13 protein-coding genes, 1 tRNA gene and 2 pseudogenes are annotated in these 19,990 nt (G+C 44.4%); 4 read left to right on the top strand and 12 right to left on the bottom strand.

Features of this window, described 5'->3' with window-relative positions; translation table 11 throughout:
- The first annotated feature begins 222 nt into the window (after nucleotides 1-222).
- Entirely contained in the window at nucleotides 223-1,599 is a 1,377-nt protein-coding gene (locus tag M0415_RS03915; RefSeq protein ID WP_249555508.1) for an L-serine ammonia-lyase, read from the top strand.
- A gap of 113 nt (nucleotides 1,600-1,712) precedes the next feature.
- Here the strand turns inward: M0415_RS03915 and M0415_RS03910 are convergent, their stop codons facing one another.
- Entirely contained in the window at nucleotides 1,713-2,453 is a 741-nt protein-coding gene (locus M0415_RS03910; RefSeq protein ID WP_249555510.1) for a hypothetical protein, read from the bottom strand.
- A 621-nt stretch (nucleotides 2,454-3,074) separates the two neighbouring features.
- Between M0415_RS03910 and M0415_RS03905 the strand changes: the two are divergent.
- A pseudogene (locus M0415_RS03905) lies at nucleotides 3,075-4,128 on the top strand (IS3 family transposase).
- Nucleotides 4,129-4,137: 9 nt separating this feature from the next.
- Nucleotides 4,138-4,635 (top strand): annotated as a pseudogene (locus M0415_RS03900) (IS5 family transposase); the annotation flags it as partial.
- A 224-nt stretch (nucleotides 4,636-4,859) separates the two neighbouring features.
- Here M0415_RS03900 and M0415_RS03895 read toward each other — a convergent pair.
- From M0415_RS03895 to M0415_RS03860, 9 genes are all read right to left on the bottom strand, one after another.
- Nucleotides 4,860-6,221 (bottom strand): McrC family protein, encoded by a 1,362-nt coding sequence (locus tag M0415_RS03895; protein WP_088211631.1) that lies wholly within the window; start codon nucleotides 6,219-6,221, stop codon nucleotides 4,860-4,862.
- Nucleotides 6,221-8,425 (bottom strand): DUF8426 domain-containing protein, encoded by a 2,205-nt coding sequence (locus M0415_RS03890; RefSeq protein WP_249555512.1) that lies wholly within the window; start codon nucleotides 8,423-8,425, stop codon nucleotides 6,221-6,223. Before M0415_RS03890 ends, M0415_RS03895 begins: the two co-directional genes overlap by 1 nt.
- Before the next feature lie 53 nt (nucleotides 8,426-8,478).
- Nucleotides 8,479-9,165 carry a hypothetical protein gene (locus M0415_RS03885; RefSeq protein WP_088211629.1) on the bottom strand — a complete coding sequence of 229 codons (687 nt, stop codon included), beginning with the start codon at nucleotides 9,163-9,165 and terminating at the stop codon, nucleotides 8,479-8,481.
- 21 nt (nucleotides 9,166-9,186) lie between these two features.
- Nucleotides 9,187-9,285 carry a hypothetical protein gene (locus M0415_RS21510; protein WP_502957154.1) on the bottom strand — a complete coding sequence of 33 codons (99 nt, stop codon included), beginning with the start codon at nucleotides 9,283-9,285 and terminating at the stop codon, nucleotides 9,187-9,189.
- Nucleotides 9,286-9,291: 6 nt separating this feature from the next.
- Nucleotides 9,292-10,218, bottom strand: a complete 927-nt coding sequence (locus M0415_RS03880) for a helix-turn-helix transcriptional regulator (RefSeq protein WP_249555514.1) — start codon at nucleotides 10,216-10,218, stop codon at nucleotides 9,292-9,294.
- Nucleotides 10,219-10,280: 62 nt separating this feature from the next.
- A complete protein-coding gene (locus M0415_RS03875) occupies nucleotides 10,281-11,201 on the bottom strand; it encodes a hypothetical protein (protein WP_249555516.1) in 921 nt (306 codons plus the stop codon).
- 379 nt (nucleotides 11,202-11,580) lie between these two features.
- Nucleotides 11,581-11,668, bottom strand: a tRNA-Ser gene (locus M0415_RS03870).
- Between the two features lie 204 nt (nucleotides 11,669-11,872).
- A complete protein-coding gene (locus M0415_RS03865; RefSeq protein WP_249555518.1) occupies nucleotides 11,873-13,867 on the bottom strand; it encodes a methyl-accepting chemotaxis protein in 1,995 nt (664 codons plus the stop codon).
- A 259-nt stretch (nucleotides 13,868-14,126) separates the two neighbouring features.
- The gene (locus M0415_RS03860; protein ID WP_011622460.1) at nucleotides 14,127-14,759 is read right to left on the bottom strand and encodes a YchE family NAAT transporter; all 633 of its coding nucleotides are present in this window, start codon (nucleotides 14,757-14,759) and stop codon (nucleotides 14,127-14,129) included.
- A gap of 317 nt (nucleotides 14,760-15,076) precedes the next feature.
- Here M0415_RS03860 and adhE point away from each other — a divergent pair, with 317 nt between their 5' ends.
- Nucleotides 15,077-17,677, top strand: a complete 2,601-nt coding sequence (gene adhE, locus M0415_RS03855; RefSeq protein ID WP_249555520.1) for a bifunctional acetaldehyde-CoA/alcohol dehydrogenase — start codon at nucleotides 15,077-15,079, stop codon at nucleotides 17,675-17,677.
- Nucleotides 17,678-18,183: 506 nt separating this feature from the next.
- Here adhE and M0415_RS03850 read toward each other — a convergent pair.
- Nucleotides 18,184-18,717 (bottom strand): cell division protein ZapC, encoded by a 534-nt coding sequence (locus M0415_RS03850; protein ID WP_249555522.1) that lies wholly within the window; start codon nucleotides 18,715-18,717, stop codon nucleotides 18,184-18,186.
- A gap of 200 nt (nucleotides 18,718-18,917) precedes the next feature.
- Nucleotides 18,918-19,937, bottom strand: a complete 1,020-nt coding sequence (pyrD, locus tag M0415_RS03845) for a quinone-dependent dihydroorotate dehydrogenase (RefSeq protein ID WP_011622457.1) — start codon at nucleotides 19,935-19,937, stop codon at nucleotides 18,918-18,920.
- Between the last annotated feature and the right edge of the window lie 53 nt (nucleotides 19,938-19,990).

The following is a 19,990-nucleotide window of genomic DNA, read 5'->3' as shown; positions in this document are numbered from 1 at the left end:
TCAGCTTATCCGAAGTCTTTCTAATCAAAAAAACTAATGTGAATCTTGATACTAAACTGTGGGATACTGACCTTAAACGTATCACACAAGCACATTTTGTGTGGTTGATGGGTGCAGTTTGCCAGAGTTTACGACATAAAAACCAGCGTATTGGCGCGGTAACTGCAAAGATCTTCCACGCACAGACTAAAATAAAAATCGAGACACAACAGGACTTCAATCATGATTAGCGTATTCGATATGTTCAAGATCGGCATTGGCCCTTCGAGTTCACACACTGTTGGCCCAATGAAGGCGGGCAAAATTTTTATGCAGCACCTTGCTGATGCGGGCCAGATTGCCCAAGTGGATGAATTAAGAGCCGAACTCTTTGGCTCACTAGGTCAAACAGGTAAAGGCCACGGCACGGGTAAAGCTGTTATTTTAGGCTTAATGGGTGAAGATCCTGAAACCGTCGACACCGACAGCATCGATGGCATTCTTGAGCACGTGTCTAAAAATGAGACTCTCACCCTCAGCTGCGGCAAAGTAGTCAAGTTTACCCGTGAAGACGGCATTACCTACCACAGACGTAAAACCCTTCCCGCCCATGCCAACGCCATGACACTGTATGCCTACAGCAAAGGCGAATGTATTTTTGAGCGCACTTACTACTCTGTCGGTGGCGGATTCATCTTAGACGAAGATGAAATCCATCAACGCAATGCCTCTCCAGCATCACAAATTGAATCAGCACCTTACGATTTTAATAGCAGCGCCCAATTACTGGATTTATGTACTGAGCATGGCCTGAGTATTTCTTCCCTGATGATGGCCAACGAGCTTAGCCTCGCCAGCGAAGAAGAAGTCAAAGCCAAGCTGTGGAATATCTGGCAAACCATGAAAACCTGTATCGAACGAGGTTATCAGAAGGAAGGTATTCTGCCTGGCGGCTTAAAACTGCGTCGCCGCGCACCAGCACTCTACCGTCGTCTCAAAGCCGAAGGCCGTAACAACGTCGATCCGTTAACCGCAATGGATTGGGTCGATTTATTCGCCCTCTCGGTCAACGAGCAAAACGCTGCAGGCGATCGCGTGGTCACCGCGCCAACAAACGGCGCTGCGGGCATTATTCCTGCCGTGCTTTGTTACTACGATACCTTCGTGCAAGAAGTCGATATCGACGTTTGCGCCCGTTACCTGTTAACCGCCGCTGCGATTGGTATTCTTTACAAGAAAAACGCTTCGATTTCGGGCGCAGAAGTCGGCTGTCAGGGCGAAGTTGGCGTAGCCTGCTCAATGGCGGCTGGCGCATTAACCGAGATCATGGGCGGCACAGTGGAACATGTTGAAAATGCGGCTGAAATCGGTATGGAGCATAACTTAGGCCTGACCTGTGACCCCGTAGGCGGCCTAGTACAAGTCCCTTGTATTGAACGTAATGCGATGGGTGCAATCAAGGCGATTAACGCATCACGCATGGCGCTGCGCGGTGACGGTAACCACAAGGTGTCACTGGATAAAGTGATTAAAACCATGATGGATACAGGTAAAGATATGCGCAGCAAATACAAAGAAACCGCCAAAGGCGGCCTCGCAGTGAACATTGTAGAGTGTTAATCCACTCAAGCTTGTAATCCACTTAAAGTGTTTAACACTGTCATGCCGCGCTTAACCGTTCAAACCTAAACGATTAAGCGCGGCATTTGTTTATTGGTAAACGAGTACAACGTTTAGTTCGTCGCCTTCATTGACAAACTCGCATATTGGGCAATCACCCCCGACCATGTTTTTTCAATTTCAGGAATAAGCTGCGAAAACGCCTGTTTTTCAGTCTCTCGGCGTAAATAATCGACTGCATCAGAAGTGCTCCATACCGACGCATGTCGACTCCCCTTAGCCGTCGACTCCGCTAATCCATACAAATATTCGGTGCGAACATCAAACAGAGCCGCCGATACGGTTGTCGTCACACTGACTTCTTTATTTTTTAACAGCCCTAGAGAAATCACATTTAATGGCGCAAATTGCTGCTCACCTGCATGGAAAGAGGTATCGAAAGTATAAATCAGTAAGATATCTGCCTTGAGCCTTGCTGCGGCCTCCCGCAGTGATTTAATGGAGTCTAACTGCTCGGGCAATAAAATACGGTTTAACGGTGCAATCCCTGCCACCTGCGGCATTTTGGCTAGCTGAACAAAATCGGCTTCGGTTTCAACTTCACGGGTAGTAACGACACTGTAACGGCCTGTGCCAAAACTGCTTAAACGATAGGATGCATATCCCGGCGCTTGAATACGTGCCACAGCAATATGCGCGGGAAATGTTGCCGCCGCTTGTACTGACATCAGCGCATTAATATCCGACTCCGCCAAACTACCAATAGCCACACTGCCGCCAGGCGTAGTATAGGAAGCGCAACCTCCTAGCATCATAATCAAACTCAAAAATGCCGCTAATTTAAACTTTCTCATCATAACTCCTTTATCTGTGACGCTCTTTTGCAATCCACACTTAATCTAAATATCTAGATCCTGTGCAACTAACTTACTGGTGATAAATACTTTTTACAATCTTACCTTGCATTAATAATCTGATCGGTGACGGTGATTTTTAGAGAGGTATTACGAGCTAGGTCATTACCTTGTTAAGATTGGCGAGTGAGAGATAAAACTACTTAATCGGAAAGATGAAATACTGATGATACATTCGCTAGTCTGTCACTTTAAAACTACGTTCAGCTTCAGTGGGTAGCGCGCCAACTTGGTCACAATCACACCACTATGGTCAAGAAGCACTATGGCAAGTGGATACCTAAAGACTCGCAAAGAATGGCAAGTCGTATATCTGAAATGATGGGCTTTAATGCGGACATAAGCGGACATAAGCGGACATAAGCGGACATAAGCGGACATAAGCGGACATAAGCGGACATAAGCGGACATAAGCGGACATAAGCGGACATAAGCGGACATAAGCGGACAGGAAAACACAGATTTTGCCCAGAAGCAACAATGGGAACCAGTAAGATACTGAATCGCCGCCGATTTTCTAGACACCTTTTAGTTAGATAAACTAACCCAAAAGAGGTGTCTATGAACCATAAACGTTATCCCGAAGAATTTAAAATCGAAGCCGTTAAGCAAGTTACCGTTGCTGGCCATTCTGTTGCTGATGTTGCTCAGCGGTTAGGAACAACCACCCACAGTCTTTATGCCTGGATTAAACGCTACGGCCCCGATTCAGAAGAACATTTGCAAAAGTCTGAAGAGTCCGCTGAGATTCGACGGCTACAGAAAGAGCTCAAACGTGTCACTGAAGAACGTGACTTGTTAAAAAAAGCCGCGGCGTACTTCGCAAGCCACCCCGAGTAAGATACACCTTTATTCAAGAGCATCACCACAGCCATTCAGTGCGACAACTTTGTCAGCTGTTTGATGTTCATCCGAGCGGGTATTACGCATGGAGACTAAGCCCTAAATCAAAGCGGCAGAAGGATAATGAACGGCTTACTGGGCAGCTTAAGCAGAGTTGGCTCGAATCTGGTGGAGTTTATGGATATCGGAAACCGCGTGCTCGGGGCGGTGAACAGCATGTAGTGACGCCAAATCGTTTAGAGCGACAATTTAATCCATCGGCTCCCAATTTGGCTTGGGTAACGGATATTACCTACATCAAAACTCATGAAGGTTGGTTATATCTCGGTGCAGTGATGGGCTTATTTTCTCGTCGGATTATCGGGTGGTCGATGGGCAGCAGAATAACCAAAGAACTGGCATTAGACGCGCTTTTAATGGCGGTGTGGCGCCGTAAGCCTACAGGTAAAGTGTTAGTCCATTCAGACTAGGGAAGCCAATATCTAATCATGACTGGAGTGAATTTCTGACCGCGCATGGATTAGAAGGCTGCATGAGTCGACGTGGTTATTGCCATAATAATGCAGTGGCTGAGAGTTTCTTTCAGCTGTTAAAGCGTGAGCGGTTCAAGCGGAAAATCTATTCGACAAGAGAAGCGACTAAAAGTGATATTTTTAATTATATCGAGATGTTTTATAACCCTAAACAGCAGCATAGTTCCAATCATGGCTTATCACCGTTAGAGTATGAACGTCAGTATTTTAATGAGGCTCAAAATTGTCTAGTGAAATAGTGGCGATTCAAACGCCGAGTGTGGCGTAAGCTACACATTGCCGTTGATACACATACTCACGAGATCATTGGTGCAGAACTCAGCTTATCAAATGTGACCGACGCTGAAGTCATGCCGAGTTTGCTCAAACAACCCCATCGAAAAATCCGTAATATCTCAGGTGATGGTGCTTACGACACGAGAGCCTTTCACGATGCCGTCCGTAGAAAATGCGCTTTAGTACTCATTCCACCGAGGGAAGGTGCCGCCCTCTGGGAACCAGGACATCCACGTAACTTAGCTGTCAGTTGGCAACAACTTCATGGTTCAAATAAACAGTGGAAGAAGCGCTATGGGTATCATCGTCGGTCAATCTCAGAAACGGCCATGTACAGGGTGAAGCAACTACTAGGTGGCAGATTAAGCTTGCGAAATTATAACGGTCAGGTAGGAGAAACTTACGCGATGATAAGGGCGTTGAACAAGCTCACAGGGCTAGGTATGCCAGAAACTCACTATGTAGTTTGATATTTGAACAATTATGAGGGGCTTTGTTTGCTGAGTCGATTTAGGAAACAAAGCCTCTGACGACCTCAACTATGCGCTTTAAAGGCATGAAAACAGGCTTTCGTCTTTGCTATCTAGCAAAATCTGACAAATAAACTTAATTAACTTGATGAGGTGAAGGCTAGTGTAAGCCTTCACCATTTTATCTCAAGAAGTTCGATTATGCACACCTGCAGCCATTAGCTTCATCGTATATTATCAAAGCTACTGTTTGCTATGAATGCTGTTGCCACCTGTTGATGTATTCTTGGTAGATGCAGCTTGCCCAGTTTTTCATTAATTTCGAATGGAACAAGCCATAATCTTAAAGTCTCTCCATTTGAGCTTGATGAATGGTAAAGAAGTGGTAACTGCACGGCTTTGCTGAATCCAAATTGCATTGGGTAAATCAAATACATATCTCCACTGCCATTTAAGTAAGTATGCCCATAGGCGAACATTTGATAGAGATCTGCCGTCGAAACACCATATTTAGCAGAAACGTTATTCTCTTTCTGATCGAGAATCTTCCACTTAGTATCTAGAACAAAACAAGCTTCAGTAGTATCAATGACGATGTCTGGCTTTAAACGAAACCAATTTGCTGAATCATGAGTAACTAACCAGTGAGAGCGAGCTTGCGCAGTCATTTTGCAGGTGGGGAGCAATTGGCGTTTAAGCTCAGCTGCGACATAAGCTTCAAACACTGCTTCCATGGGAAAGAGCAACGAAAAGGCTTGCTGTGTTCCCAGCATTGACTGCGGCGATAGTCCATCGATAATGATTTTCGCCCAGGCTAATGGCACTTCATAAGTGTGCATACTGCGATCTGAGCGAACATTTTCAAAATCGTTAACATAGTCGCGGCTAGGTGGAACAGCATCAAAAGAAAAACGAAGCTCCTTAATTAGTCGCTGGTGACTGGCTAGCCGAGAATACTTAGCGACTATCGTTAGCGCACTGTGGATTAATCGGTTTTCAGCCCTATCGACAGAGAACTCATCAAAATCTACCGCAAATCGTTGGCGGTTAACTAGGTTATAGCGAAGTTGACGAGTGACACTTAATTTTCCTTTTAGAAATAATAAGTTGTCTTGACGTCCTCGATAATCACTTCGTAAACCACGTTTTACCAAAACACTAACGGCGGTCAAAAATTGGCTTATAAAAAGCTCCATAAGGGGCATTTTCTGCGTTTTGATATTAGCTTGGTTGGTTTGTAGATGTCGAAATCCTTTAAGACGTTTTAACATCCATAGCAAGGTCATACGCCCCTGTTCTGACGTATAACACTCTGTTTGCTTACCAATTTTGGGTAAAATTTCGATTTGAGTACCATCAGGAGTAATGACAACACCCGCGAAATTTTGCGCCTGGAGTACTTCTCGCTGATGTTGAATTCGCAGCTTAAAGGCTGCTTGCGCAGCCTCTTTTGATAAACATAACTGTTTTATGTACTCAAACGCTTGTATCGAAATTTGGCGAAAACGTTCCTGTCCATTGCTGGGTAACTCAACACACAAAAAATCAAACTCAAAGACACTAATTAGTTTGCCATCACTAACCATCAAAGAGTCCCTGCGTTTTGTGGTTCGTAAATAGCAATATAGGCAGCCGGCTGTCTCCAACAATTCCCTTCACTTTGAAGCTGATAACTTGTACTCGTATCTAAATCAAAATCAGTGTCATAACCAAACAACTTGTCTAGTTCAACTGACTTAGTTATGACGAACGCTAAATCTTGATTCACCTTTTGATTATCACCAAGAACTAAACGAATCTTTTGCCAATCGTCAAAAAAGTATTCTTGCAGTAACGGAATAATTTTATTTTTGAATGCAGAAATAAGTAGTTCGAAAGCTCTGTCTTGATCTTCATCTTTCGCGGCCTCAAAAGCGGGGAAGAAAAATGCATGACCCAGCGTGTGCTCACGATCGTATAGGACACTAATACGTTCATTTATCGTGGTGAGAAGACGCGATAGATCAATACCATTAATGAGGGGATGCCCTGCAATTTTAGATGGTTGTGGCATCAGTTCTTTAAAATCAAAGCGGCGACGTAATGCGGTATCCATCAATGCTAACGAGCGATCTGCAGTATTCATGGTACCAATAAGGTAGAGGTTATCAGGAACTGAAAATGGCATTTGCGAGCATTGTAAGGTTACCTGTAGTGCTTCAGTTTGATTGTGGCCGCTACGCTTAGATGGTTCTATCAAGGTTATCAATTCACCAAAAATCTTGGAAATGTTGCCACGGTTAATTTCGTCGATAATCAGCACGTAATTTTGAGTTTGTTGCTGTAATTGTGTCTGTTTTAGTGCAACACCATATGAATTCAGGTGCTCCAAGACATCAGCAACACTGAGCCGTGAGAGTGGATAACAAGTGGAGAGGTTAAAACTGGTATTGCCGTTTAGCTCCTTAAACTCGACAGATATATCTGTTGCTAACCAAGTTATATTTCTCTGATGTCTAAAATCTGAACGAGTAGGTACAGCCGATTCAACATATTGATAGTCCCCCGTCACGACACCAACAGCGCCAACGGACGTCTTGCTATCAATACACAGTACTAGGTCACCAACCTGCATCTGTTGGCTGAAATAATAGAGGGAGTTTTTCGCATTTTTCCCTAACGATTGATGGTAAGAATTTTCCTCACCTCCAGTAAGATCACCCGTATTTCCCCAGCCAATGGCCCCTATCCCGTTGGCTAAGCAGTAATCTTTGGTACTATTTTTTTGCGCACTTTCAATTGAAAGCTTCCAAACCTGGCCAGATTTATTAATTTCATTATTGATGGTATAACGACTTGCTTGGGCATCTTCACAGATTTCTCTAAAGATGCCTTTCTTCACAAAGTAACGAATGACATCTGGATTCTCTTCGTCACTCAGCGCACTTAACCCTTCAACAAAATCCTCGTAACCATAGCTCTGGTGAAATGTGACAAAACGAATACGCTTCTCTTTAACCAGTTGATTGTATTTATCCTTCAACTCTGTCCTAGAACTCCAATTAAATTCAGGTTCAGCAATGGCGACAGCGGACTCAATGGTAGAATAGGTTTTGCCTGTTCCTGGAGGGCCAAAGAGGATTTGGTTTAACGGAGCGATGGGAGCACTATCGAGATAATCATCGCCATTATCAAACTGCTCACTACTTATCTTTCCTTCCAGTTCATCAGCCTTTCGCCATAGCTCCATACCGTATTCCAACGGTGTTTTGTTCCCTCGTGACTGTAACAACTTAGTGTAAGCAGTTGAGTGAGTTAACGGTCTTTCATCAAGTAACACATTAAATTTTTTCAGCTTATAAATAGGTAGAACTAAAGGAGCATTATGATCTTGATAAATAAACGCCAATTTCCATTTTAGAACTTGCTCAAAATCCAGTAACTCAATTTTTTCGAGTTCTGCGTGCTTAGCAGCTTGAATAACCAACAGTATTTTCGATTTGATGTTAGAAAATGCCTGTTCTGCCGATGAACCATACTTTCGCTTCCATGAATATACATCGTCAGAATCAATAAATTCTCGAATCCCTTTCGGCTCAGATTTACGTTTATAAATGCCAAATTTAGAAGCATCACCACCTTTGATCGAGCCTAAATAACGACCAACACCGAACTCAATCCAATACGCAAATGTGTTTTGATCATCTACGGAGGTATACTCTTCGAGGCTCAATGACTCTAAACGTTCAACGGGCCATTCGTGAATAAATTGCTCTAAAAATTGTTGACGCTCTTGATTACTAATACTCATGTAACTTAATTTCCTTTCCTTGAAATAAACTGGAGAGCTTAAATTTCTGCTTACTAAAATAACTCTTTAGTCATTTCTAATCCCAAACGTATTTTGCAGGATGTGACTTCGCCATTTGCAGCCCAATGGTCACTAGGGAATTGCCCGGAATTGATAACCTTGCCTGATTCGTTAGTCACATGGATCACACCATTCCAATGTGACAATCTTGGAGTTTCCTCGCTTGGGTCTAATAACAACAGCTTTGTGATAATTGACCCCGAGTCATCACTGTCAACGAACTCGTAACCAACGACAAGAGCCCAATGCGCACCACCTCCCTGCCAGTCGATCCAAATGAGTACAGGTTTATCATCATCAATAGCATCGGCAGTTCTATGCGCTAGTTCCTTGGTACTTTTTGCTTTAAGTGGCTCAATATTAATCTGTGAATAGGGAGAGCTCTTGAAATAGTTGCCTAAACGAACCAAATCATCCTCATCAGTACCATCTCGAACCATCGCGTTAAATTCATATAAACAATTCATGAACTTACCAATTCGAGTTCGCCCATCTAATCGAGCTAAACTAGTTACTTCGTCACGAGTTACAGCACCTTGATAAATCAACCCCATCAATACGCTGTATGGTCCGCAGGCTCCGTCCATATCCCCTTGTCTTAGTGCGACTTCCTCATTATCTGTTGTTTTCACACCTTGAAAGCTAAGCTCAAGACGGTCAAGTATCCTTATTTGTTTCATAACAACTTCCTTTATTACACACTAGCTAGAATAGTGAGCCAAGGCTTCTGACAGCTGACGCTTAATTCCCTCTCTTAATGACTTAGGCTCAAGCATCTCAACATTGGCAGCGTGCGACATAATCCACTAGCGCAGTTGCCAGCTATCAATAACAGTGGCGGTTAACAAACACCATTCATCATCGATTTTGCTAAGCTGCATATCGTCGCTTAACGGTTGTTCTTCAAGGTGATCGGCTTGCTGCGCCTTCACTTTGGCTTTAAAGGTTATTAAACCCGCAGAACCTTCACTGGTGAATTGCATGCCACCAGTATCGAGATAGGCTTGCAGGTTAAAATCTCGTTTGGGGTTCGCTCCGCCATAAAGCTCAGCTGCCAGCATACGATGCATGGCAAACCGGCGCACATCTGTATGCTTCCCAACTGTTGCGAGTAGATACAGCACTTGGCCTCGCAGCACTAATGCTAAAGGAGCTAGTTGGTAAGATTTAGGCCCAGACTGGTGAATGGGTTGATAACTCACTTCAAGCTGCTGTTCGCGTAACACTGCATTTTGTACTCGTTCCAACACCTTTTCATCAATAGCAGGCGGCGAGCAGGAAAGGTCTGGCTCAATACTGGCAAACTTTTGCGACCAATTAGCCAATGTTTTTGATTTCGATAGCGTACTTGCTGCTAGTGTAAATTGCGACTCTAGTCCCTTAAATAACAACTTAGGTAGCAACGACGTCAGCGAGCTTTGCACCAACAGCAGTGAAATACTGTCTGAAAATGAGAGCCCAGTCATCAGCTCAGCACGACTATCACGTTGCCAATACCAGCGCACCTGATGACCGTCTCTATCGCATTGCAGAGGGAAAATATCTGCCAACAATGCAAGATCACGTTGAATGGTGCGCTGCGTCTGGTTTACTCCCTCAGACGTCAAATAATCGCGAAGCTCTTCGGTTGTCTTACGTTCTGCAGTCCTTGAGAGATATTTCAAGATCATCCATTGACGATGGACTGTATTCACCGTTTTACTTGAGCACTTTAAAACATCCTTGTTCGTCATCTATCGTTCTCTGTGTCCAAATTTTCTTATATTGGCGTTATCAAAGCCAATTTCCCAAAACATTACAAGTATTCAGCTTTAGTATGTGAACAACCTATCAAGCCATCACTCGGATACAACTCGTCAAAATAACGCACTAAAGCTTCTCCCTCAGACACACTGAAGTGAGTTCTACTACAGAGAAATAAAAACGCCTCGGGCATAATATGACGCATCAGTTCGAATAGGAACCAAGGGTTAGCATTACGCAGGTATAACTCTTGCACATAACGTTGAAAATAGGGCTCAAAGTAGTCATATGATGCCGGAAAATATAATGGCACTGTTGCCAAAGCTCGGAGAAGAGGACTTTTGGGGTAGTACTCATTTAGCACTGTCGCCGCCATAAATAATTCTGCAAAGTAACAATCAAATTTTCGGTCTCTTTTAGTTCTGAACCCAGCTTTGCCTTGTGTCAGATCATTTTCTAGTGCTGCAGAAGAGAACCAATCTGCCTCCTGCCAACGACGCTTGTCACCTCTAAAACGGCGGTTAAGCCTTTCACATCGACGGAGGTATTGGTCCAACACTGTTTCAGCGGCAGTGATCAATGCTGCAGGGTTGGCATCATTTCCAGCAAAGGTACCATTCTGTATATGACGCTTTAGCGAGATATTATCTTCTAAAAATAAAGTGTACAGTCGCTGTAGTAACGGCTGGGAAAATTTGAAGCATGAGGCCGAATAGATTATGTCTTTTTTCAACCATGCCGCTAAGCCCTGTAAGGGTTTTGACCACGAGATTACAAACAGCCGCATTAACAGAAGGCTGTCAAAGTACTCGTTTTCAAACTCTTGCGATCTCCAGTCATAAATAGCCGAAAAATCATCACTTTCTTGGAGAAAAATTATCGGATTTTGAGAGATTAACTCCAAACCATCCCGCCCCTTAACAAAATCATTAAAAACGTAATTGAACAGCTCATCCCAATACTGACTCATCATAGCGTTTACCCTATATGCCAAATGATGCTGCAACTAAAGCAACATCCTGAACAATATGATGCAATTTTTAACGTCATATTGCGTCGCCAATATCAGTCAAAAGATAAAATTTGGGGAAAATACTACTGTCTACAGCAGATTTAACAAGATGAGGAGCGATTTAAGGCCGCTTCATCCTTCTAGGTGACAAACTTCATCTCAATAAGCGAGTTAACTCACTTAGCGAGATGTCCAAAAGTATTGAATCAGATTACTTCTCGCATTACTAAAAATTTAGGATGCAGTAGGATGCCATCAAACAATATAGGAGGTAAGTGATTGATTTTTATAAAATACAGATAAGAAAAAAGACGCCCTAGGACGTCTTTAAACTTGAATTTGGCGGTGAGAGAGGGAGTCGAACCCTCGATACGTTTCCGTATACACACTTTCCAGGCGTGCTCCTTCGGCCACTCGGACATCTCACCAGATTGTTGTGATTCGTTTTACGTGTTAATCAGCCACGATGTTACAACTTTAATAAGCTTTACTCGTAAGCTTTCGTCGTTAACGGAGCGGTACTGTACGCAAAAGGCTGTGGGTGGTCAAGTAAAAAAGAGAGGATTTCAGGCGGTTGCGCAATTGCTAAACAAACCGCCTGATAAAGTGGGATTTATGTCCGACTTTCGCCGTTAATTGACGTTGAACTTGTTCACTTCCTTAGACATTAAGGCCGCATCGTAGGTCAGTGCTTTGGTCAATTCCCGTAATTCATCCGAAATCCTTTGGGTATTGAGGTAAATTTCACTGATTTTTAATGCGTTGCGATTCACATCCTCAGATACGGCAGACTGCTCATGGGTTGCAGTGGCAATTTGCTCATTCATGCGGTCGATAATATCCACTTGCTCGACGATGCGTTTAAGCTCAATTCCCGCCTGTTCAGCTTCGTGCACGCTGTTATTGGCCTGCATCAGCCCGCGCTCCATCGCTTTAACGGCGATGCTGGCACCCGATTTGAGTCTATCCGTCATGTTTTTAATATCCGAGGTCGAGGTTTGTGAGCGCTGCGCGAGGCTTCGCACCTCATCGGCTACTACAGCAAAGCCTCGTCCCATCTCACCAGCCCTTGCTGCTTCAATTGCCGCATTGAGTGCCAGTAGGTTCGTTTGTTCAGCGATGCCGCTGATCACATCGAGCACCACTACAATACCGTGAATTTCACGGTCGAGTTCATTAATGGCTTTAGAGGCACCATCAATATCATCGGCTAAGGCCTTAATGGCAGCACTGGTGCGGCCCACTTCGATATTACCCGCTTTCGCCTCATGATTCGCCGCGGTGGAGGCTTCCGACGCATTAACGGCGTTGCTGGCGATTTCTGCCACAGTTGCGCTCATCTCTGTCATTGCCGAAGCCACTTGCTCAGCCTCACTGTGCCCTGCCATCACATCTTGCTCCATTGCGTGGGTGCACACATCCATTTGCTCCACTGCTTGCTGTAACTTGCTGGCACTGGCACGCACTTGCAGGATCACACTTTCGAAATCATTCATCATATCGTTGAATGCAATGGCTAATTCCCCAAATTCGTCCGAGCTGTTTTGGGTTAAACGCACACTAAGATCATAATGTTTTCTTGCCTTGGTCACCGTCGAATACACATGATGCACACTGTCGTGTAGATAACGGATCACCGACAGACTCAGCAATAACACTAAGACTAGCACCACAGTTAAGGTAACCAGCACAAAGAACATATGCTCGTTGGCAGTAAAGAGTCGGTCTGTGGTGGTTTTTAACAGATCAGCAGAAACTTGTTGTTCAAAGTCCCGCAAACGGTCGATACGTGCCGTGGATTTCGCAAACCAGTCCTCTGGGTTTTGTTGTTGAATTTTCTGATTATCTTGATCGGTTGCTATTTGTCTTAATGCCTCAACCTCTTTAACTTCGTTACCATTTTGCAGCTGACGAATACCATCCACTAGATTGGGCGTGGCCAGTGCCAAGAAGCGCTCAAGATACGTATTTTGCTCTGAGACTAAGGTAATAAACTTGGCATAAACCTTAGGCTTAAACCCCGCTTGGCCGAAGGTTGAACTCAGTACAGCACGCTCAATCCCCGCCCTCTCCTTCATCTGCAGATAGGCACTGAATGCAGCAGCCTTAATGGCAATTTCTTGGTTAGCCCCCGCCTTTGCCGTTTCATCGACGATGGCTAATAGTTGTTTATTTAAGTCGGTGTAATAGGCCACTTCATCGGCCACACTAATGGATAAGCTATCTACCTGCGAGCGTATGCTAGAAAGGCGGCCAAGTTGGGTGTTTATCTCCCGCAACTTAGGCGCAAATACTTCAGGTAACGCATTGTTTGCAATGAAATCCTGGAATTGCCTCAACTGAGTGTCGGTCAACTGTCTTTGACCAGGGATTTTACCTGCAAAGGCTTTACCCGCAGAACCAATAAAGCCAGCGCTCATGCCGCGCTCTTTTTGTAACTCATGCACCAAATTACTGTTGGTGACGGCGAGTTCACTCAATTGCACAATCAGCTTGAGTTCTTGACGATATTCATATTTTTCAATGAGAAACAACGCACCATACAGAAAACACGCAAATAACGGTGGCAATACAACCATAAGTAATTTTTGCTTTAAGCTGAGGTTGCCAATCCATTGCCATTTCATAGCGATATCCTTATTAGATGGGGTTAAAAGGTAAGACAAATAAGGTATAGCATAGGATTAACACGATAACGACCATTTTGCACTAATTTAGCAACTGCTAAACACCTAAAAAACAGATGCTTGCATTCATTAGCGTGGTAGAAGACCTACTCTAGTCGGAGAATAAGACTTAAGGGAAACCAAAAGAACTAGGTCGATAATTGTGCCAATGCCACAGCTAAAACAAGGGAGGAACATGCTCCTCCCCCAATAAGATCAATTAGCTAAATAATTGTGGGAACAGCCCTTTAATCCCAGCGGCAATTACCTCAATCCCGATCGACAGCATTAATAGCCCCATCAAACGGGTAATAACGTTAATCCCTGTTTTACCAAGAATTTTGTAGATGATTGACGCCATTCTGAACAGTGCAAAGCTCACCAAACCAAAAATGATTACGGTAATGAACATCGCCACAAAATTGGAGAAGGAATTATGCTCTGCGGCAAATACAATAACCGAGCTGATCGCACCTGGGCCTGCCATTAACGGCAAGGCTAACGGTACTACAGCGACAGACTCCATCGCCGAAGATTCGCGGTCTTCCTCTTGGTTGCGTTTCACCTCGCCCAATTTACCCTGCAGCATCGACATCGCAATAATCGCGATCAGCGTGCCGCCAGCGATCCTAAAGGCCGAGAGTGAAATGCTGAACATATTCAAAATATGTTGCCCCGCCACTATGGTCACCAGCAGGATCACCACCACCGCAAAGTTAGCCACTTTACCCGTATGGTTGCGCTCGGCTTCGGTTTGATGACTGGTTAAGCTCACAAACACTGGCAGCAAACCAATGGGGTTGATAATGGCAACAAGGCCAAGAAAAAATTTAACGTAAAGTGTTAACTCCAAGTTGCAGTCCTTATTGAGCGTGTCACGCCAATTTCATCAAACTAACCGTAAGGGCAAGTATAGTAGCTTAACCACAGATGACTGAAAAATGAGATTTTTGAGGTTAAATCACAAGTTTGAGTAATAGCTGCTTTAGATACTCGACTCATTTTAGGTCAAAGAGGCTAAAACAGATCATTGTTACTGTATTTTTATTACATAAAAGCGCCAAACTGATTGAACGATCACACTTTCACTTAGGCTTTAGGTGTAATTTTTCATCATAAAGAAGATTTAGCGAATCGCGCATTCCCTAAATCTTTTTAGGAGTTTTAATCATGACAGTAACCAATGCTCAAGAACTGGATCTCATGGTCGAGCGCGTCGCCAAAGCGCAAGCCGAATATGCCAGTTTTAGCCAAGCCCAGGTCGATGCGATTTTCCGTGCAGCCGCACTGGCCGCCGCCGATGCACGTATATCGCTTGCGAAAATGGCCGCCGCCGAAACCCGAATGGGGGTGATTGAAGACAAAGTGATTAAAAACCACTTTGCCTCCGAGTACATTTATAACAAGTACAAAGATGAAAAGACCTGCGGGATTTTATCTGAGGACCCCACCTTCGGCACTATCACAATCGCCGAACCTGTGGGCATTATCTGTGGGATTGTTCCCACCACGAATCCCACTTCCACCGCCATCTTCAAAGCGTTGATCAGCCTTAAAACCCGCAATGCGATTATTTTCTCCCCTCACCCAAGGGCGAAAGTCTCGACCACCACAGCGGCCAAACTGGTGCTAGATGCCGCCATTGCCGCCGGTGCGCCCAAGGACATTATCGGTTGGATTGATGAGCCCAGTGTGGCACTTTCCAATCAATTGATGACCCACCCTAAAGTGAACCTTATCCTCGCAACTGGTGGCCCTGGTATGGTGAAAGCCGCCTACTCCTCCGGCAAACCCGCCATTGGCGTAGGTGCGGGTAACACGCCGATTGTGATTGATGAAACCGCCGATATAAAACGCGCTGTCAGCTCGATTCTGATGTCTAAAACCTTCGATAACGGTGTGGTCTGTGCCTCAGAGCAAGCGGTGATTGTCGTCGATAGTATCTATGAACAAGTTAAAGAGCGCTTTGCCACCCACGGTGGTTATCTCTTAAATGCGGCGCAAACTGCTGCAATGCAACAAGTCATCCTTAAAAATGGCGGCTTAAATGCAGATATCGTAGGCCAAAGCGCCGCAACTATTGCGCAAATGGCGGGCATTGATGTTCCCCACACCACCAAGGTATTGATTGGTGAAGTCACCGACATCACTGAGGCCGAAGCCTTTGCTCACGAAAAACTCTCACCATTACTTGGCATGTACCGCGCAGCCGATTTCAATGACGCCGTCGATAAAGCCGAAGCCTTGGTTGCCTTAGGCGGTATTGGCCACACATCCGGCTTATATACTGACCAAGACACTCAAACCGAGCGGGTGAAAACCTTTGGTTTTAGAATGAAAACCGCGCGTATTTTAATCAATACCCCAGCCTCGCAAGGCGGAATTGGCGATCTGTACAACTTTAAACTCGCTCCCTCACTCACCTTAGGTTGTGGCTCTTGGGGCGGAAACTCGATTTCTGAAAACGTCGGGCCAAGCCATTTAATCAATAAAAAAACCGTCGCTAAGAGGGCTGAAAACATGCTGTGGCACAAGCTTCCTTCGTCTATCTACTTCCGCCGCGGCAGTTTACCCATCGCCCTTGAAGAATTGAGCGATAAAAAACGCGCCCTCGTGGTGACCGACAGATTCCTGTTTAACCAAGGTTATTGCGACGAAACCTTAAAGATTTTAAAAGCCCAAGGTCTTGAAACCGAAGTCTTTTACGAGGTAGAAGCCGATCCCACACTGGCCACAGTGCGCCAAGGTGCCAAAGTCGCCAATAGCTTTAAACCCGATGTGATTATTGCCTTAGGCGGTGGTTCGCCCATGGATGCGGCCAAGATTATTTGGGTCATGTTCGAGCATCCCGATGTCGACTTTGCCGATTTAGCCCTGCGTTTTATGGATATCCGTAAACGTATCTATAAATTCCCTAAAATGGGTGTCAAAGCCACTATGGTGGCGATCCCGACCACTTCCGGCACAGGCTCAGAGGTCACCCCTTTTGCCGTGGTGACCGATGAACAAACGGGTAAAAAATACCCCATCGCCGACTATCAACTCACCCCAAACATGGCGATTGTTGACCCAAATCTGGTGATGGATATGCCGAAATCCTTAACCGCTTTCGGCGGAATCGATGCGATCACCCACGCACTCGAAGCCTATGTCAGCGTAATGGCGAATGAGTACAGCGATGGTCAAGCCCTGCAAGCACTTGACCTACTGTGCAAATATCTGCCCGATGCTTATCAGCTTGGCGCCGCATCCCCTATTGCACGTGAAAAAGTGCACAATGGCGCCACGATTGCTGGTATCGCCTTTGCCAACGCCTTCCTTGGGATCTGTCACTCTATGGCCCATAAACTGGGCGCCGAGTTCCACTTAGCCCATGGACTCGCCAATGCGCTACTCATTAGTAACGTGATCCGCTTTAATGCGACCGACTTACCCACTAAGCAAGCCGCATTCAGCCAATACGATAGACCCAAAGCCCTCTGTCGCTACGCGGCGATTGCCGATCATTTAGCCTTAGGTGGAGGTTCAGATGCGGAAAAAGTCGAGAAATTGCTGGAAAAAATCGAGCAACTCAAGAAGACGCTGGGCATTCCAGCATCTATCCAAGAAGCGGGAGTTAACGAAGCCGACTTCCTCGCCAAACTAGACGAGCTCGCCGAAGATGCCTTCGATGACCAATGTACGGGCGCGAACCCTCGTTATCCTTTAATCAGTGAGCTAAAACAGCTACTGCTCGACAGCTACTATGGCCGCTCCTTCACCGAGCAATAGCACATTAAAATAGTGCATTAAATAGTAACTGAAATTGACAGGGCTTTGTTTCCTTAGCGATATAGGCAAACAAAGCCCATTATTCACTAAAGTATCGACAAAGAAATTTGAAGATATATTCAACTGGTCGACTTATCTTAAGGTTTACCAATCGAATGAATCACCTGTTCCTAAACTTATTGTCTATCCTCAACCCAATAGTTTATTAACACATTTCTAAGATAAATGGAAAGTAATCCGAGAGCGCTCTTATCTATGTTTACCCACATATCTTGAGTTCAAAATGTCGGGACGACAAGTATTACTAAAGCCTACGATTTGGATTAACGAGGAAGTATAACGCTGTCGATATTCTAAATTGACCTTTCAGTAAATCATGTCTATTTATAGGGTAAATGAATAGTGTCAGATAAGCGGAAAACCGTGCGGAAATAATGAAAAATACCATGCTATGTTGGCAATAGCTCGAAATAAATAATGACGGCCAAGACTTGGCTAGACCGTCATTATGCCGCGACAACATGGCGCTGTACCCTTAGTGGGTGTAAGCGATTGTGCATTACCTTAATGGTTTCAAATTGCGTCATAGTTTTCGCACCGGATAACGCACATTCTGGCGATAATAACATCACCAACGCGGATTGTAGGGTGTTTTCGATGACTAAGACTAGTGCCCGTTGTTTTTGGCATTTAAGCTCAAAGACTTTGCCCACATCGCTAAATACACACACATCGCTGCAATCAAAAAACCATGATTTTGGCATTTGCGGTGTCAGCATAAAATGCGCGGCTGTCGCATTTAGGGCGATTTGCACTATGGCGGCATCGGTAAGGGATAAGGTTTTCGGCAACTTGTCGAGCAAGCTCATATAGAATTTGGCGTGCGCAATATTAAATTCCATGCTTGATAAGGCATCAGGAATTAATGATTTTGCTTTATAAGCCGTCAGAAATTCTATCTCGGAACCTAACGAAACGCCTAATACACCATACGAATCGTTATATTTCCAGTGCCAATCCTTTTGTGGCAATAATAACATAACGTTTACCTACTATTTGAACACTGGCACATCATAGTAGATATTTTATTCAATATCAAAATAAAAATATAAAAATACAGATTAGTTAACAATTACTTAGTAGATCTATTTAAGGATCTTAACTGCGATCTATTGATCGTTTTAGATCGCAGTTAAGATAAATGATCGTAATTTAGATCCCTATTGAGATCTAAAGATCATTATTTTAAGCGATAAGCTTCAACAATTTCTTTAATTAACTTTGGACCTTGGTAAATAAAACCTGAGTAAATCTGTACCATAGTCGCGCCCGCATCAAATTTAGCTAACGCATCTTCTGCACTGTTAATTCCACCCACACCAATGATCGGGATCTGACCATTTAAACAGGTAGCTAATTGTTTGATCACTTTAGTTGAAAGCTCAGTCAATGGTTTACCACTTAACCCACCACTTTCATTGGCATTCGCAAGGCCGCTAACACCGTCACGGGTTAACGTTGTGTTAGTCGCAATCGCGCCATCAAACTTGTTTTTAATCAAGGATTGAGCAATATTTTCGATTTCTTCCGTGGTTAAATCAGGCGCAATTTTAAGGGCAATTGGCACATATTTTTTATGTTTCTCGGCCAACTCAAGTTGCTTAGTTTTTAATGCGCTTAATAATTCGTCTAATAGATCGCCATATTGTAGCGATCGTAATCCGGGTGTATTCGGTGATGAAATATTCACCGCAATATAGGCTGCATAGGGATACACTTTGTCCATGCAGATCAAATAATCGTCTTTACCCTGCTCTACTGGGGTGTCTTTATTTTTACCAATATTGACCCCAACCATGATATCGGTTTTCTTTGCGATCAAATTTTTGACCAGATTATCGACACCTTTGTTATTAAAGCCCATCCGATTGATGATCGCCTTTGCGGGTTTTAATCTAAATAAACGGGGTAAATCATTACCGGGTTGTGGTCTTGGGGTCACTGTACCCACTTCCACATGACCAAATCCCATCGCATGAAAGGCATCTATCGATTCGCCATCTTTATCCATACCTGCGGCAAGACCGACAGGGTTTGGAAAAGTCAGTCCCATAAAGCTGACGGGCGCTGGCGCAATATTCTGGGCATAAAACGCATTCAATGGACTATTACCTGTCATTTTCAGGCTGCCAATGGCTAAATTATGCGCTCGCTCAGGATCCATCTGAAACATGACTTTCTGTGCGATTTTATAAAACATGTATTTTCCTCGACCTAAAAAAAGCCCCGGCGATCGCCAGGGCTTCTGATTGT

The organism is Shewanella sp. 10B (assembly GCF_023475885.1).
Taxonomy (GTDB): Bacteria; Pseudomonadota; Gammaproteobacteria; order Enterobacterales; family Shewanellaceae; genus Shewanella; species Shewanella mangrovisoli.
Note: the sequence above shows the minus strand (reverse complement) of the source record. Positions and strands in the feature narration are given on the sequence as shown.